This window comes from Chryseobacterium sp. DZ-32, assembly GCF_059587025.1.
Genome location: NZ_JCAIOM010000001.1, coordinates 70,868 through 87,255, shown reverse-complemented (window position 1 = coordinate 87,255; position 16,388 = coordinate 70,868). Strand labels below are relative to the sequence as shown.

13 protein-coding genes are annotated in these 16,388 nt (G+C 37.1%); 7 read left to right on the top strand and 6 right to left on the bottom strand.

Annotated features, from left to right (window positions below):
• Positions 1-46: 46 nt before the first annotated feature.
• The 4 genes from hemE to hemA all read right to left on the bottom strand — a co-directional run bounded on the left by hemE (position 47) and on the right by hemA (position 4,042).
• Positions 47-1,078, bottom strand: a complete 1,032-nt coding sequence (gene hemE, locus AC59HC_RS00355) for a uroporphyrinogen decarboxylase (RefSeq protein ID WP_034691752.1) — start codon at positions 1,076-1,078, stop codon at positions 47-49.
• Positions 1,079-1,124: 46 nt separating this feature from the next.
• On the bottom strand, positions 1,125-1,808 hold the full coding sequence (locus AC59HC_RS00350) for a uroporphyrinogen-III synthase (protein ID WP_202841884.1): 684 nt from the start codon (positions 1,806-1,808) through the stop codon (positions 1,125-1,127).
• A gap of 64 nt (positions 1,809-1,872) precedes the next feature.
• Positions 1,873-2,781 (bottom strand): hydroxymethylbilane synthase, encoded by a 909-nt coding sequence (hemC, locus tag AC59HC_RS00345; RefSeq protein ID WP_202841882.1) that lies wholly within the window; start codon positions 2,779-2,781, stop codon positions 1,873-1,875.
• A complete protein-coding gene (gene hemA, locus AC59HC_RS00340; RefSeq protein WP_110009152.1) occupies positions 2,768-4,042 on the bottom strand; it encodes a glutamyl-tRNA reductase in 1,275 nt (424 codons plus the stop codon). The genes hemC and hemA overlap by 14 nt, the downstream gene beginning before the upstream one ends.
• 391 nt (positions 4,043-4,433) lie before the next feature.
• On the opposite strand from hemA, the gene AC59HC_RS00335 reads away from it, so the two are divergent.
• The 6 genes from AC59HC_RS00335 to AC59HC_RS00310 all read left to right on the top strand — a co-directional run bounded on the left by AC59HC_RS00335 (position 4,434) and on the right by AC59HC_RS00310 (position 10,777).
• Positions 4,434-5,459 carry a rod shape-determining protein gene (locus tag AC59HC_RS00335; protein ID WP_002982450.1) on the top strand — a complete coding sequence of 342 codons (1,026 nt, stop codon included), beginning with the start codon at positions 4,434-4,436 and terminating at the stop codon, positions 5,457-5,459.
• 28 nt (positions 5,460-5,487) lie between these two features.
• Positions 5,488-6,342: a rod shape-determining protein MreC gene (gene mreC / locus AC59HC_RS00330; RefSeq protein ID WP_496557787.1), complete on the top strand. Its 855-nt coding sequence runs from the start codon at positions 5,488-5,490 to the stop codon at positions 6,340-6,342.
• Positions 6,335-6,841 (top strand): hypothetical protein, encoded by a 507-nt coding sequence (locus AC59HC_RS00325; RefSeq protein ID WP_002982456.1) that lies wholly within the window; start codon positions 6,335-6,337, stop codon positions 6,839-6,841. Before mreC ends, AC59HC_RS00325 begins: the two co-directional genes overlap by 8 nt.
• Positions 6,838-8,904 (top strand): peptidoglycan D,D-transpeptidase FtsI family protein, encoded by a 2,067-nt coding sequence (locus tag AC59HC_RS00320; protein ID WP_496557786.1) that lies wholly within the window; start codon positions 6,838-6,840, stop codon positions 8,902-8,904. Before AC59HC_RS00325 ends, AC59HC_RS00320 begins: the two co-directional genes overlap by 4 nt.
• Positions 8,879-10,108 (top strand): rod shape-determining protein RodA, encoded by a 1,230-nt coding sequence (gene rodA / locus AC59HC_RS00315; protein WP_395972191.1) that lies wholly within the window; start codon positions 8,879-8,881, stop codon positions 10,106-10,108. The genes AC59HC_RS00320 and rodA overlap by 26 nt, the downstream gene beginning before the upstream one ends.
• Before the next feature lie 87 nt (positions 10,109-10,195).
• On the top strand, positions 10,196-10,777 hold the full coding sequence (locus AC59HC_RS00310) for a pentapeptide repeat-containing protein (RefSeq protein WP_395972193.1): 582 nt from the start codon (positions 10,196-10,198) through the stop codon (positions 10,775-10,777).
• A gap of 186 nt (positions 10,778-10,963) precedes the next feature.
• Here AC59HC_RS00310 and AC59HC_RS00305 read toward each other — a convergent pair whose 3' ends face one another.
• Together AC59HC_RS00305 and AC59HC_RS00300 are read right to left on the bottom strand one after the other, a co-directional pair.
• Positions 10,964-11,674 carry a C40 family peptidase gene (locus AC59HC_RS00305; RefSeq protein WP_395972195.1) on the bottom strand — a complete coding sequence of 237 codons (711 nt, stop codon included), beginning with the start codon at positions 11,672-11,674 and terminating at the stop codon, positions 10,964-10,966.
• Between the two features lie 338 nt (positions 11,675-12,012).
• Positions 12,013-14,208: a glutamine synthetase III family protein gene (locus tag AC59HC_RS00300; RefSeq protein WP_137904454.1), complete on the bottom strand. Its 2,196-nt coding sequence runs from the start codon at positions 14,206-14,208 to the stop codon at positions 12,013-12,015.
• A gap of 304 nt (positions 14,209-14,512) precedes the next feature.
• Between AC59HC_RS00300 and AC59HC_RS00295 the strand changes: the two genes are divergently transcribed.
• Complete coding sequence (locus tag AC59HC_RS00295) at positions 14,513-16,204, top strand: DUF6909 family protein (protein ID WP_496557785.1); 1,692 nt, start codon at positions 14,513-14,515, stop codon at positions 16,202-16,204.
• Positions 16,205-16,388 lie beyond the last annotated feature (184 nt).

Here is a 16,388-nt window from a genome sequence, read left to right as displayed (position 1 = left end):
TATAGAATGCCTATAAGGGTTTTGTATATTTTCAAAAGAAATAATCTTATACATTCGGTTTCCAGTCAACCACTGCTCTGATGAATGCTTCCGCATTTTCCACAGGAACATTCGGTAGAATTCCGTGACCTAAATTAGCAATGTATCTGTCTTTTCCAAAACGGTTGATCATTTCATTCACCATCTTCTTAATCGTTTCAGGTGTTGAGTGAAGTCTTGCAGGATCAAAATTTCCCTGTAGAGTCATCGTATGGTTTGTTAAAGTTCTTGCGAATTCCGGCTTAATAGTCCAGTCTACACCAAGAGCCGAAGCCTTAGACATTGTCATATCTTCCAGTGCGAACCAGCATCCTTTCCCAAATACGACAACGTGAGTAAGCGGGCTTAATGCTTCAACAATCTGATTGATGTACTGCCATGAGAACTCCTGATAATCCGTAGGAGAAAGCATTCCTCCCCAGGAATCGAAAACCTGTACGGCAGAAACTCCTTTTTCTACTTTTCTCTTTAAATAAGCGATTGTAGTATCTGTGATTTTCTGTAATAATAAATGTGCTGCTTCAGGCTGTTGGAAACAGAAAGATTTTGCAATATCAAAAGCTTTGCTTCCTTTTCCTTCCACACAGTAGCAAAGAATAGTCCATGGAGAACCGGCAAAACCGATCAATGGAATATCATTGTCCAACTTCTGAAGGGTAAGTTCAATAGCATCAAAAACGTAACCTAAAGTGTCATTCACATCCGGAGTTTCAATATTCTGAACCTGTTCCATCGTTCTGATGGGAGTATCCAGCCAAGGGCCAACAGATTCTTTCATTTTGAAATCAATTCCCATTGCCTGAGGAACTACCAGGATATCAGAAAACAGAATCGCGGCATCCAGAGGAAATCTGCGGATAGGCTGCAGAGTGATCTCAGCGGCAAGTTCAGGAGTCTGACATCTTGTAAAGAAATCATACTGATCTCTTAAAGCAATGAATTCCGGCAGATATCTTCCAGCCTGCCTCATCATCCAGACAGGAGGTCTTTCAACGGTTTCTCCGCGAAGTGCTTTTAAATATAGGTCGTTTTTTATCATAATCTATTGTAACTAATATTACCGGCAATATCCGGTAACAGATATTCTAAATCCTACTTCCGATTTCTTTTCTGATCAATGCAAATATCGATGTCAGGGTATTTTCTTCCGAAGTAAAAATTTCTTCCTGCGTATAATTTCTCAGCTCACCGGAAGTGGTTTCGCCAATGGAAAAAAGCTTCATACCTTCCAGAGAATTTCGCCTTGCAAAACTACGAACTCCGCTCGGACTAAAAAATACTGCAGCATGATATTTTTCAGTTATTACAGGATGAGTTTCCTCAGTATTATAAATTGTAACTTTTTTGTACTTAATGTTTTGTAACGGAAGGTCTTTGTCCAGAACATTGATGGCAAGATTGCCACAGAAGTGCAGGAACTGCTCGTGCTGGCATTTTCCGATAATGAATCGCGAAAGAGTTTCAGCATTTTTCAGTACCTTAAATGTTCCAAAACCATGTTTCCTCAGCTCTCTTTTGGTCTTTTCACCTACACAATAGATTTTGTTATAGTTTTTTGCGGTAAAATCTTCATTGGGTTTGAATCTGTTTTTAAAAAAAGAAGCCACTCCATTGACGCTGGTAAAAATCAGAGAGTAGTTTTTCAGATCAAAAGGATTGATCATAATAGGGCTGGTCTTAATTACCTCAACACAGTCAACCAAAATATCCTCTCCTAATTCTTTGGATATAATAGATGGGTCTATATTTTTGGTAAATAAGATTTTCATGTCTGTAAAATTAAGAAAATGAAAAAGTGTGGCTAAAGGAATATAAAAATGTAAATCTGAACTATCAGATCTGGCTTTTGATTTCTGCCATTAATTCTTTTCCTCCGTTCTCAAGAACAACTTTTGCAAACTTTTCTCCAAAATTCTCATTTGGAGTATAGACAAAGTTTTCATCTACAGCAATACAGTTTTTACCGTCCAGAGAGCAAAGTGCTGCTTTGAAGCGGATCTGGTCGTCGATAATTTCTGCAAATGCTCCGATAGGTGCAGTACAGCCTCCTTCTAAAGTGCTCAGGAAGTTTCTTTCAATTTCCACACAGATCTGAGTCTGTTGGTGATTGATCTGGCGCACAATTTCATTGATCTCCGGCTTGTCAGTATGTCCGGCTACAGAGATTACGCCTTGTGATGGGGCAGAGATCATTAATGGAAGCATTTCATAATCAATTTCCATTTTCATTCTTTTGATGCCTGCCAAAGATAAGATCGTAGCATCGAAATCTCCTTCTTCCAGTTTTTGAAGTCTGGTTTGAATATTTCCCCTGATATCCGAAAACTCAGCGGTAGGATAATTTCTCAGCCAGAAAGCTCTTCTTCTCAAACTGCTGGTGGCAAGTTTAAGCTCATGGAATTCTTTATTCCTTGCAGATTCTTTTCTGATCAGAATATCCTGTGGATAATCTCTTTCCAGATAAGCGATCATCTCAATATTTTGAGGCAATTGAGTGGGAACATCTTTTAAAGAATGTACGGCAATATCAATTTCATCATTCAATAGGGCAATATCAAGATCTCTTGTGAAAACCCCGGTAATTCCTAAAGAATAAAGCGGCTGATTAAGGTTCTTATCGCCAGAAGAAACGATAGGAACAATTTCCGTTAAATAATTGTTGTTCTGAAGGTGCCTCGCAACCTCTCTAGCCTGCCAAAGTGCAAGTGCGGAATTTCTCGTTCCGATTCTAATGCTTTTCATTGAATTCGTTGTTTGGTTGTTCAACTAATATTTCGTGCATTAATTTACTAATTTCTTCGGCTTTTAAAGGATTATCGATGATATATTTTGCAAAACGGTTGGTGATTTTCTGGATCATTTTATCAGAAAGTTCCATGTCCGTGATGTTTATGTATTTATTTTTTTTGTAGAAATTATGCATTTCATTACGCTCCATGTTCTTTAGAACGGCTTTGAAATGATGAATATTAGGGGCAAGTTTTCTCTTTTTCTCCCATTCAATAAAGTCTTTCATCAGTTCCTTAATGATTTTTTCAGCTTTCGGGATTTCTCTTTCGCGCTGTTGAATCGTTTCCTGAATCTGTTTTGAAAGCTCATCCACATCAATCAGAGTTACGTTTTTATTTTCAGTAACATTCTTTTCAACGTTATGAGGAATGGAAAGGTCAATGATCAGTGTTTCTTTTCCATTAGGGAAATGAGACCGGTTGACAATAGGATGCTTGGCTCCTGTTGCCACAATAAGAATATCTGTATTTTTTAATTCCTGGTCAAAATCAGAATAATCAACGTGAGGAATATTATATTTCTGGGAAATTTTTTCGGCTTTCTCCTGAGTTCTGTTGGCAATTTTAATTTTCGGCTGGTAGACATGCTTTACCAGGTTTTCAACGGTATTCTGTCCTATTTCACCTACCCCTAAAAGAAGGATGTTTTTTTCAGTAATCCTTTTCTGGTTGTTTAAAATATAATGAACGGCCGCATAAGAAACCGAAGCAGCACCATTCGAAATGCCGGTTTCATTTTTTATTCTTTTCGAAATCTGAATCGCAGCATTGATGGCTCTTTCCAGATAAGGATTCGAATTTTGTCTTTCTTTTTTGAAACGGCTATATGCTTTTTTTATCTGCCCGATAATTTCAAAGTCTCCGATAATCTGGCTTTCAAGGCCTGCCGCTACTCTGAAAAGATGAATCAGAGCTTCCTCTTTGGTAAGAATATTTGCAAACTGAAGAAAATCGGTAAGTTGTACTCCAATCGTTTTGCAATACTCTTCCGCTACTAAAAGATAATTGGGAGAAGTGGTATAAATTTCGGTCCTGTTACAAGTGGAAACCACAAATGCATCACCCAGATCTTCCTGATGGACTCTGGAAACAAAGTTTTTGATGTTCTCATCAAAGAATGCAAACTTTCCTCTCGTTTCTACGTCGGCTTTCTCGTAGCTTATTGAAAGCACGGCAAAATTTGACGTTCGATGAATGTTGGAATACTGTAACATAAGCAGTGGCAAATTTACGATTTTTTTCATTAACCTTTCTCAGATAGTGTATATGATAATTATCGTAAAAAACTATAAAAGGGAATGCCGCAAAGGTGAAACTGTAAAATGACAAAAAATGCATATTGTATGAAAGCTGTTACGCTTTTTAAGTTTTATTTATGCCTTTTTTGTTGAGCTTTCTTAGCCTTTTTACCCTTTTGCTAATTCGCTTTTCAGCCCTTTTAACATCCCATGAATTTTAGTTGAAATCAAACTCTGTAAATGTCTAAACTAAAACTTAATAAAGAATTATAAATTTTAATAAAATTTTAACCAAATTAAGTTGGTGGGAAATTTCTTTACTAGTGTTAAATTTATATCTTTGTAATCTTAAAATCAGAAGAAAAATATGAGTTTATTTGATATGTTTACGCAAGAAATTGCGATAGACCTTGGAACTGCTAATACCCTAATCATCCATAATAATAAAATTGTTATTGATCAACCTTCAATTGTTGCAATTGAACGTTCATCGGGTAAGCCGATTGCCGTCGGAGAGCAGGCCAAGCATATGCAGGGTAAAACTCACGAGGATATCAAAACCATCCGTCCTTTGAAAGATGGGGTTATTGCTGATTTCCACGCTTCTGAGCACATGATCAAGGAATTCATCAAGAAAATTCCTGGAATCAAAGGTAAATTCATTCAACCGGCATTACGAATTGTAATCTGTATCCCTTCTGGTATTACTGAAGTTGAAAAAAGAGCGGTAAGAGACTCTGCTCAGAAGGTAAATGCAAAAGAAGTAAGATTGATCTACGAACCAATGGCTGCTGCAATTGGAGTTGGGATCGACGTACAGAAACCTGAAGGTAACATGATTATCGATATAGGTGGTGGTACTACGGAAATTGCTGTTGTTGCTTTAGGAGGTATCGTATGTGATAAATCTGTGAAGATTGCAGGAGACGTATTTACCAATGATATTGCTTATTATTTAAGAACTCACCATAACCTTTATATCGGGGAAAGAACAGCTGAAAGAATCAAAATTGAAGTAGGTTCTGCAGTAGAAGATCTTGATGTAGACATCGAAGATATCCCGGTACAGGGTAGAGACCTTATTACAGGTAAGCCTAAAGAAATTATGGTTGGATACAAAGAGATTGCACGTGCATTAGACAAATCGATCATCAGAATCGAGGATGCTGTAATGGAAACATTATCTCTTACCCCACCGGAATTGGCTGCAGATATTTATAAAACAGGTATTTATCTAGCTGGAGGAGGAGCGTTATTAAGAGGTCTTGCGGACAGAATTCACAAGAAAACAGGTCTTCCTGTATTTGTAGCTGAAGATCCGTTGAGAGCTGTAGTTCGCGGAACAGGTATTGCCCTTAAGAATATGGATAAGTTCAATTTCTTAATTAAATAATTTTAACTTTTTACGACTTTATATCTGAATGGGATTTTTGCTGAGATTATTTTCGAAGAATACTCTTTTCGTCTTCTTTATATTCCTGCAAATTATTGCTCTGGTTTTGATATTCTCAAGAAATGCCATGCAGAGATCCTGGATTGCGGGCCAGACGGCTGCGTTCAACTCATGGGTGTCCGGATATATTGACGAAGGAGTTTCTTATCTGAAGCTAAAACAGATCAATGAAGATCTTGTGGTTCAGAATAAAGCCCTTATGACTGAGCTCTATGGAAAAGACGGGTCAAAGAATCCTGTTTTCAAGAAAGTTCATGATACCATTGGTGGAGGGCAGATCTATACTTTTGTTGATGGAGAGATTGTTTTCAACAGTATCAACAGAAGAAACAACTACTTTACAATCAACCGTGGACGCAGAGACGGTGTCTTTCCTCAAATGGGAGTAATGGCGCCGAGAGGTATCGCGGGAATTGTAATCAATTCTACAGATAGTTATGCATTGGTTCAATCCGTGTTAAGTGTTAATAAGATCAGAATTAATGCAGCACTTAAAAACTCGGGGTATTTTGGTACTTTAATATGGAATGGAGATAACTCAAGGGTAATGCACCTGGCGGATATTCCAAAATATGTGGCCCTGAAAGTAGGCGATACTGTTGTTACAGACGGTAAATCTGCTATTTTCCCTAAGGGAGTTACCATTGGTACCATTGCAGGATACTCTGTAGATAATAAAACCGGCTTCTGGGATATTTCCGTAGAGCTGAGTGAAAAAATGGGAGCGTTGAATAAAGTGTATGTAGTGAAGAATCTTAAGAAAGCAGAAGTGCAGAAGATTCAGGACACTATGCAGGCTGTAATAAAAAAGGAAAATGATTAGCAGGACTTTATTTACCGATATATTGATCATGATCTTTCTTGTTGCATTACAGATATTTGTATTGAACAGGATTACTCTTTTCGGGAAATATACTCCGGTATTATATCCTGTATTTGTCATGTTCTATCCGTTTTTCAGAAACAAATTTCAATTCCTGGCATTGAGCTTTTTAATAGGATTGTCTATTGACGGTTTTCTTTATTCGTGGGGAATCAATGCATTTGCAACAACGTTAATTGCCTATTTCAGAACGTTGATCTTCAGGACTTCCACAGATACGTCTACAGACTTTTTCTCATTTCAGTCCCTTCAATGGGCGCAGTTTTTGCTGTTTTTATTTTCAAGTATTTTCCTGCATCAGCTTTTAGTACAATATATCGAGTTCTTTAAGTTCAGCAGGTTTTTTGAAATATTATTTAATGTGTTGGTAACAAGTGTAATTTCATTTATCTTTATAGTCATCTACGCATTAATATTTAAAATCAAACAAAAAGTTTGAACACACGTTATTTAAAAATTTTTTCCATTCTCGTTATCATCGCCCTTATTTTTGTGGCGAGACTTGCCTATTTGCAGCTGTTTACAGACCGCTATGCACTGAATGCGGCCAACACCTCCATTAAAACAGAATATGTTATTCCACAGCGTGGGGTAATTTTTGACAGAAATGGTAAAATCATGGTGGGAAACCAGCCTGCTTATGAAATTTCGTTTACCCAGGCTTTGATGAAGCCTGATTTTGATACGCTGGCTTTTTGTAGTTTAATGAAAATTACAAAACAGGATTTTATCAATAAAATCAATGTTATCAAAAAAGAAAAATATTACTCAAAGCTGACCCCTATGACTTTCATTAAGGACCTCAGCAGAGAAGATATTGCCAGAGTTCAGGAAATTATTTTTAAGTATCCTGCATTTAATATTGTATCAAGACCTCAGCGTCAGTACGAAGTTTCCACATCCGGAAATCTTCTTGGCTATACCAGTGAGGTAAATGAAAGAGATATTAAAAAAGATTCTCTCTACTATTTACCGGGAGATTTCATCGGGAAAACAGGGGTTGAAAAATCTTACGAAAAAGAACTTCGCGGGGTAAAAGGGGTGAAATATATCCAGAAAGATATCAAGCTTCGAAATATTGGTTCCTATAAGAACGGGTCTTTAGATAAAGATGTGATTACCGGTAAAGATATTACGTTAACCATTGATTATGATCTTCAGAGAACAGCTGAAGAAATGCTGGTCAACAAACATGGTGCAATTGTAGCGTTAGATCCTAATAATGGAGAAGTTTTAGTCGCTGCAACCGGACCGGACATTGACCCGAACCTTTTTACAGGACCTAATAAATCAAAAAACCTATATGCCCTTTCAAAAGATACGCTTTATGAAAATAAACCTACTTTTGACCGTGCTTTGCAGGCAGGATATCCTCCGGGATCCACTTTCAAACTGCTGACTGCTTTAGCAGCCATGCAGATGGGTGTGATGGATGAGAAAACGATCTTCCCTTGTGGCGGCGGATTTTTCTACAAAGGAAAAAGAATTAAAGGCCATGGTGGAGCAGATCCGCTTATCCCTTCCATTCAGGTTTCGAGTAACTGTTTTTTCACCTACGCATTTATTGCCATTATCAAGAAATATCCGGGAAACCCTTCAAAAGGTGTTGATGAGTGGAAAAAAATCATGAGCAGTTTCGGAGTTGGAGAATTCTTGAATAATGACTTTGCTGTTGGGGCAAAGGGGAGAATACCTTCAGGAGATTTTTACGAGAGAAGATTTAAAGCGATCATGAAGGCAAGCGGTTCCCAGAGAACTGATTTTAAAAACTGGGATGAAATGTCTACGGGTGCCATTTATAACGGAATGGGACAGGGAGATGTTCTGGTAACTCCTATTCAGCTGGCCAATTATGTAGCGGCGATTGCTAACAGAGGATGGTATTATACTCCTCATATCGTAAAAGCAATTGATGGAAAGCCAAATCCTGACCCAAGATTTAAAGTGAAACACAAAACTCTGGTTGATCCAAAACATTTTGAGCCTGTTTTAAAAGGAATGGAAGCTGTAGTTTTAAGAGGAACTGCAAGAGGACTGAAATCCAATGATTTTACCCAACTGGCAAAAACAGGTACCGCACAGGTTCCGCAAGGAAAAGATAATTCCATCTTTGTATTGATTGCTCCTGCTGATAAACCTAAAATTGTTGTAGTAGCGGTAATGGAACATGCAGGATTTGGAGCTACCTGGGCAGGACCAGCCTGTACCGTGATTGCTGAAAAATATATTACAGGTGATCTGAAAAGAGAACATCTTTACAAAAAAATGATTACCTCGAGTTTCATGCCTGAATACAAAAGGCAGTGGATTGCTGATTTGAAACGTAAAGGCTTATATATTGATCCTAAACCTGACTCAATCAGACAGAAAAGAATAAAAGATAGCCTGGAGCAGGTAAAACAGCAAAAGGCTAAGCTGCAAAAGAAAATAAACGAAGAGACTAAAAAAATAACACGGCTAAAAAAACTGCGAAGCAATGAAATGGACAGAAGGAATAGATAAACTTGGCCTTGGGCTGTATTTCCTGCTTTGCATTTTCGCGATTGCAAATATTTACAGTGTGGACCAGAAACTGGGTGAGAAACAGTTGATCTTTTTCTGTATCTCATTATTTGTGGGGCTTATCATCTTTGTCAGCAGAAGTAAATTCTTCGAGAATATGGCAGGAATTATTTATATTGGCGGTGTGCTGCTGCTGATAGGGCTTTTTCCGTTTGGTAAAGAAATCCTTGGCCAGAAGAACTGGTATAAATTCGGAAGTTTTACCATGCAGCCCGTGGAGTTTGCCAAGATAGGAACAGCTTTAATGCTGGCTAATTATGTTTCAGGACCTGATTTTAATCTTAAAAACAGAAAGTCTTTATGGACTACTTTAGCCATCGTTGGTATTCCGGCAGTAGTGGTTCTTGCTATTCCGGATGTGGGCTCCATGCTTGTATTTATTGCATTTTTCATTGCTTTATATAGAGAAGGACTGAGTGGCCTTTTATTCGGTATAGGATTTATTTTTGCCGGAGTTTTCCTGATCTCACTGGCTATTCCTCCTGTTTATGTTGTGATTGCAGTTTTAGTGATTGCCGGTGTCCTGATAGCAATGAATTATCATAGGATGTCATGGGATGTAATTTCTATTTCAGGAATTACGGGCTCTATTCTTTTATTGTGCGGACTGGCTTTCGGGTCTCCTTATATTTTAGAAAAACTGCCTAAGCACCAGAGAGAAAGGATTGAGGTTCTTTACAAAGGAGAAAAGGCATTCAGAGATACTTCCGGATACAATCTTTTGTATTCCAAAACAGCGATCGGATCCGGTGGACTTTGGGGAAAAGGTTACCGTGAAGGGTCTGTAACCCAGGGGAAATTTGTGCCAGAGCAGCAGACAGACTATATTTTCTGCGCGGTAGGGGAAGAGTGGGGATTTATCGGAAGTGCTATTCTGGTGCTTGCTTATGTGGTATACATAGGAAGAATCTATTATCTTTCTGAACAGCAAAAATCAACTTTTAACCGTGTATTCGGATATTGCTTTGCCTCGATTCTGTTGATGCACTTTTCGATCAATCTGGGAATGGTAATGGGGCTTTTCCCGACAGTTGGGATTCCGCTTCCTTATTTCAGTTATGGAGGAAGTTCTTTACTGGCATTCTCTATGATGACTTTTATTTTCTTTAAACTTAATTACTCTGATAAGAACAGTTTGGTGTAAAAGAGGGAGTTTGGAAGCTGGATGATGGAAGTTTATCATTGTTCTGCTGATCATTCATCTTCAAAATCAACTTCATCAACAATTTGTATGAAACAATCCTATTTCTCAGACGAAGATTTCGAGAGCAAAGATTTCACGCAACTTCCTTTAGAAAAAAGTGAGTACGAAAACTGTACGTTCAGAAACTGTAATTTTGAATACGGAAACCTATCCGGTTTCAGCTTTACAGACTGTGAATTTATCGGATGCAGTCTCAGTATGGTAAAACTGATCAAAACAGCATTTCACCGGGTTGTCTTTAAAGAATGTAAAATGTTCGGACTTCAGTTTGATGACTGCAATGCGTTCGGATTATCCTTTACTTTTGATGGAAGTTCATTAAACAATTCCGTTTTTTATCAGACATCCGTTAAAAAAACTGTTTTCAAAAATTCAAAATTAATTGAGGTAGATTTCAGTGAGTGTGATCTTTCCAATGCAGTCTTCAGTAACTGCGATCTGTCGGGCGCTGTTTTTGACGGCACAAACCTGGAAAAAGCAGATTTCCGGACTTCGGTTAATTATTCGATAGATCCGGCTTTAAATAGGCTTAAAAAGGCCAGATTTTCGCTTTCTGAGATCCATGGACTGTTATATAAGCTGGATATTGAAATTGATAAGAACAGTTGATATCTTTGGTTAAGTTCTGTTTGCTTATAAATTATCAATATTAAAATAATAGGAGAGGGGTTTTAGCCCGTTTTTTTCCTTCTTGAATATTTAACCTGGCTTAGCTGGAATTTAGTCGAAATAGTGTATATAAAAAAGCCATCAGGATTCTGATGGCTTCATTATTTAAATCAATTATTTATAAAATTAAAAATTTGCGGGTGTAGGAAGAGTAGCTGCTGCTAAGTTGTTGTAAGCCTCTCCTTCTTCGTTGATCACTCTTTTTGCGAATCTGAATTTAGGTCCCCAATAAGAATCATTCAGTGAAGAAATCATTACTCCTTTTGATGTTGCTGCGTGGATGAATTTAATCTCACCATCTTCAGAAACACTTTCTACAATACCAACGTGAGAAATTCTTCTTCCATGAGAAAAGAAAATCAAATCTCCCTTCTGTAACTCTCCTTTTTCAATTCTTTCACCTTCCTGAGCCTGAGATGCTGCTACTCTAGGTAAACTAAGACCTGCTGCTGCTCCGAATACAGAAAGAACAAAAGCTGAACAATCTATACCGTTTCTGGTTGTTCCTCCATATCTGTAAGGAGTTCCAAGGTATGTTTCAGCTTCTTCAAGGATACCGTCAATGGTTTTATTATGTTTGATTGCTTTTGCAATCTCAGAATTCTTAACTGCTTTTTTAGCACTAGCGATAGATGCCGCCTTTTCTGCAAGGAATGAGTCGATAAGTTTTTGCTTATCCTGCTCCATTTTTTTGTTATCTATAGAAGCTAGTTTGGCATCTGTTTTGTATTCTTTTGTGTAAGTTGCTGGTTTTGAAACCACATAATTTGTAGCACACGATTGCAATGAAACTGTAGTAACTAAAGCAACTAAATAAAACAAAACTCTTTTCTTCATATATATTTGATTATCCGTGTTAAAAAGGAATATTTATTTTCAAAAGCATTACAAAAGTAGAGATTCCGAGCAAAAGACCCCTGATATGATAATTGTCAGGATCTTATTTTAACACATTTTAACATATAATTTACATATGTTAAAGAAAAATAAACCGCAACAGCCTGTTTTTGGTAAGTGTGCGGTTTTTTTTATTAAGATTCTTTAACAAACTTCTTCGATTTTCTTCTATATATCACGTTTTGTGATTCAAAGTCTTAATTTTCAGTGCTGTTAAAAAAACAAAAAAATTCCCCGGTTTTCCGGGGAATTTAAACTAATATGGAACTTTACAGGTGTTATTTGGTAAACAACATTTCTCTGTATTTTGTCATTGGCCAAAGCTCATCATCCACCATCATTTCCAAAGCATCAGAAGCTTCTCTGATAGGATCAAATAATGGTTTTACTTTGTTACAATAGTTTTCTGCCTGTTTTTGGCTGTCTGATATGGTTTTTGCAGCCTCTCTGGCTTTGATAAGATCTTCAACACCAAGCTTGATTTTAGAAACATTTTCAGAAATGCTTGTAATTAAACTCATTTGCTCTTTTGCCAGCGTTTTAAATTCTTTATCACCAAAGATATCTTTAAGACCTTTTACGTTTTCAATTAATCTGTTCTGATAATTTAATGCAGATGGAATGATGTGATTTCTGGCGATATCACTTAGCACTCTTGCTTCAATATCAATTACAGTAGAGTATTTCTCTAATTTAATCTCGTTTCTCGCTTCAACTTCTCTGTGGTTGAAAATTCCCATCTCTTCATAAAGGTCTAGGAATTTCTTGTCCATTTCCTGTTTTAAAGCTTCAGGAGTCGTCTTAAGGTTGTTCAATCCTCTTTTCTTAGCCTCTTTCGCCCAGTCATCAGAATATCCGTCACCTTCAAACATAATGTTTTTACACTGCTTGATGTATTCTCTCAATACATTAAAGATCGCTTCGTCTTTCTTAAGACCGGTTTCAATTAAAGCATCCACTTCTTTCTTGAAATCATTAAGCTGTTTAGCTGCAATCGTGTTCATTACGGTCATAGACTCTGCACAGTTTGCAGAAGAACCTACCGCTCTGATCTCAAATTTATTTCCTGTAAATGCAAATGGTGAAGTTCTGTTTCTGTCTGTGTTATCCAGCAGGATTTCAGGAATCTTACCAACTACATTTAATTTTAATTCTGTTTTCTCTTCCGGAGATAGTTTTCCGTTGGTTACTTTTTCAAGTTCTTCCAATACACTGAACAGCTGGCTTCCGATGAATACGGAAATAATTGCCGGCGGCGCTTCGTTGGCACCAAGCCTGTGGTCATTACTTGCAGAAGCGATACTTGCTCTTAGAAGATCTGCATATTCGTGAACCGCTTTAATGGTGTTAACAAAGAATGTCAAGAACTGTAAGTTTTTCTTTGGATTTTTTCCAGGGCTTAACAGGTTTTCACCAGTATCTGTTGCTAAAGACCAGTTGTTGTGTTTTCCGCTTCCGTTTACTCCTGCGAATGGTTTTTCGTGGAAAAGAATATGGAAGTGGTGTTTGTGTGCTACTCTTGCCATGATGTCCATCAACAAAGAGTTGTGGTCTACAGCAACGTTAACTTCTTCAAACATTGGTGCAAGCTCGAACTGGTTAGGGGCAACCTCGTTATGTCTTGTTGTTGCAGGGATACCCAATTTCATACATTCGATTTCCAGCTCTTTCATGAAGTTCATTACTCTTGTCGGAATAGAACCGAAATAATGGTCATCCAGCTGCTGTCCTTTTGCCGGAGAATGTCCTAATAATGTTTTACCTGTTAATACAAGGTCCGGACGTGATTGGTATAATGCTGAATCAACAAGGAAATATTCCTGCTCCCAACCCAAAGTAGGAGTTACCTTTGTTACATTTTTGTCAAAATACTGCATTACATTCGTTGCAGCTTCATCCACAGCGTTCAAAGCTCTTAAAAGAGGAGCTTTATAATCTAACGTTTCTCCTGTATAAGAAATGAAGATAGAAGGAATACATAATGTAGTTCCCATAATGAATGCCGGAGATGTAGGATCCCAAGCTGTATAACCTCTTGCTTCAAAAGTATTTCTGATACCTCCGTTAGGGAAAGACGATGCGTCCGGCTCCTGCTGGATAAGCATGTTTCCGCTGAATCTTTCGATGGCTCTACCTCCTTCGATTGGAGTGAAGAAAGAATCGTGCTTTTCTGCAGTAGTACCCGTCAAAGGCTGAAACCAGTGCGTATAGTGTGTTACACCTTTGCTCATTGCCCAGTCTTTCATCGCTACAGCTACCTGATCTGCAATATGTCTCTGGATTTTAGTTCCTTTTTTAATCGCATCCATGATAGAACCGAATGCTTCTTTTGTTAAATATTCTCTCATGGTTTCTTCTGAGAAAACATTTTTACAGAATAGCTCTGATAATTTCGCAGGGATCTCAACAGAGTTGTCTTTTCTGAAATCCTTAAATGGAAGGGTTTCTAATGCTTTGAATCTTAAGGTTGACATAATTGGGTTGATTTTTTACAGCGCAAATTTACAAAAAAAATGAATTGAAAACATTTTACCCCTAAAAATTTTAGGGGTGCTTTGAAAATTTATATAATCTAAACAAGTGTTTAGTGTTTTTTAAGAGGGTTGTTTTGTGATTTAAAATTTAGGATGTGAGAATTCACGCCTGTTTTATAGATGTTAATGTAAATATACTATATATTGTGCAAATTAAAATAATACGATGGGATTAAACGACTTGTTAAAAGACAGTTAAAATAAAGTGGGCAAAGATTTTGTATATTTGTGTGAAATTTATTTTATGACAAATTCTAGAGCAAGAGAAACAACAGAGGCTATTGAAAGACTATACATCTCTATGAGACACTTATTTTATAGAGGATTTTTCAAGCCGGGCGGAGTTTCAGGAGAAAGTATCAGAAGTTTGTTAAAGACCATCAATCCGGAAATTTATGGAACTATGAATATTCCAAGCAAATTGGAATTGGACGGTTTGATGTATGTACTGGACAGACTTCCGGAAGGAATTGAAGAATGTGCTTTTATTCATCTTACATCTGATGAAGGGTTTGATAAAGGAAGTTTCGAACCTATTGTTCCCAAGAAAAGAAGAAGAAACTGTTATAGAATAGACGAACACCAGATGAATATTGAGGTTCTTTTGGGCCGTTCTGAAATTTATGACATTCTTACCCACCTTACCTTCCTGTTTATAGAAGCTGATAAAATCCGTAATCTGGCATTCATCCAGGATGAAAACTGGAAACCGACACGTGCCTTCAAAATTATTGAAGAAGTAGTGAAGGGAGAAAAGAAATTCAGCAGAAAAGAAAAAGAAGTGGCACTTATTCATCTTTCTTCTTTAATAGGAAGATCTTTTGATGAAACTTTAAGAGCTTATAATACTTTTGGTGACGATCATAATCCTGACCGTCTGTTCAAAATCATTTACAACTTAGGAAAAGTAAGTCTTGATGATGCAAAAGGTAGCAGAGAAAGAGAAATTCATTTCAGTTCTATATTGAAAGAAAGAGTAGGGCACCATTATTTTGGAGAAAAATGGGCAAACAAAGTGAAGGAAGTTTTATTTGAAAACAATCTTCATATGCGTCCTTTACACATTATTTCAGCCAATATGCACTCGGTGAAAAATATGCTGTATGCCAATAATGCCCTTAAAAAGAAGCAGCACCACGAGGTAGATTATAAACTGTACGAAGAGATCTCCAATAAGAAAGAACTTCGTGATAAAGTTTTAAAATATGCTTTGGAGGAAGGGATGATTCATATTGCTGACAAGAGTGGAAGTAATATTGACGTTCAGATTATAGACCTCAGCAAAACAGATCTGAAAAATACACCATTTGCAGACATCAAGTTCTCAAGTGATGATGTAGTAATGGTTTTTGACTATGCCTTCGGAGAGCAGGCTTTCGAAGTAATGGACGAATTGCTGAGACCTTTTGAACATAAAGGAGAAGTATACATGATGCATGTAAAATCCGTTTCCATCATGGGTAAAGCAGGTATTCTTACCGGAGCGAAGGGGGATATTATGATCCCTACTTCTCATATTTTTGAAGGAACTGCAGATAATTATCCTTTTGAAAATGCCTTAAAGCTGGAAGATTTCAACGATGATGAATTAAAAGCTTTTGAAGGTCCAATGATTACCGTTCTGGGAACCTCTCTACAGAATAAAGATATTCTTTCCTATTTTATGAATACTTCATGGAAAGCTATTGGTCTTGAAATGGAAGGAGCACACTACCAGAAAGCTATTCAGGTGGCATCCAAGATCAGACACCATATTTCACCGGATTTGTTTGTCATGTATGCCTATTATGCATCGGATAATCCGCTGGAAACGGGAAGTACATTATCTTCAGGAGGTTTGGGCCTTACAGGAGTAAAACCAACGTATCTGATCACTTTAAGAATCCTTGAGAAGATTTTAAGAAGTGGAAAGAAAGAAGCTTCCACTAAAAAATAATTGTAATTCAATAGTATAATATCAACCTCAGATGTATTTGGCATTTGAGGTTTTTTTGTAATTAGTTAAACACGAATATCACAAATTTTTTGCACAAATTGCACTATTTTATTGTGTTTAAAATAGTGATTTTCATTGGAGATATTTGTGTTTAAATAAAAACCTATCTTTAGGAAACATAAAT

What these genes read in the sequence shown, in the direction of transcription:
- hemE (WP_034691752.1), bottom strand. Translation starts at nt 1,078, where the DNA reads ATGATAAAAAACGACCTATATTTAAAAGCACTTCGCGGAGAAACCGTT.
- AC59HC_RS00350 (WP_202841884.1), bottom strand. Translation starts at nt 1,808, where the DNA reads ATGAAAATCTTATTTACCAAAAATATAGACCCATCTATTATATCCAAA.
- hemC (WP_202841882.1), bottom strand. Translation starts at nt 2,781, where the DNA reads ATGAAAAGCATTAGAATCGGAACGAGAAATTCCGCACTTGCACTTTGG.
- hemA (WP_110009152.1), bottom strand. Translation starts at nt 4,042, where the DNA reads ATGTTACAGTATTCCAACATTCATCGAACGTCAAATTTTGCCGTGCTT.
- AC59HC_RS00335 (WP_002982450.1), top strand. Translation starts at nt 4,434, where the DNA reads ATGAGTTTATTTGATATGTTTACGCAAGAAATTGCGATAGACCTTGGA.
- mreC (WP_496557787.1), top strand. Translation starts at nt 5,488, where the DNA reads ATGGGATTTTTGCTGAGATTATTTTCGAAGAATACTCTTTTCGTCTTC.
- AC59HC_RS00325 (WP_002982456.1), top strand. Translation starts at nt 6,335, where the DNA reads ATGATTAGCAGGACTTTATTTACCGATATATTGATCATGATCTTTCTT.
- rodA (WP_395972191.1), top strand. Translation starts at nt 8,879, where the DNA reads ATGAAATGGACAGAAGGAATAGATAAACTTGGCCTTGGGCTGTATTTC.
- AC59HC_RS00310 (WP_395972193.1), top strand. Translation starts at nt 10,196, where the DNA reads ATGAAACAATCCTATTTCTCAGACGAAGATTTCGAGAGCAAAGATTTC.
- AC59HC_RS00305 (WP_395972195.1), bottom strand. Translation starts at nt 11,674, where the DNA reads ATGAAGAAAAGAGTTTTGTTTTATTTAGTTGCTTTAGTTACTACAGTT.
- AC59HC_RS00300 (WP_137904454.1), bottom strand. Translation starts at nt 14,208, where the DNA reads ATGTCAACCTTAAGATTCAAAGCATTAGAAACCCTTCCATTTAAGGAT.
- AC59HC_RS00295 (WP_496557785.1), top strand. Translation starts at nt 14,513, where the DNA reads ATGACAAATTCTAGAGCAAGAGAAACAACAGAGGCTATTGAAAGACTA.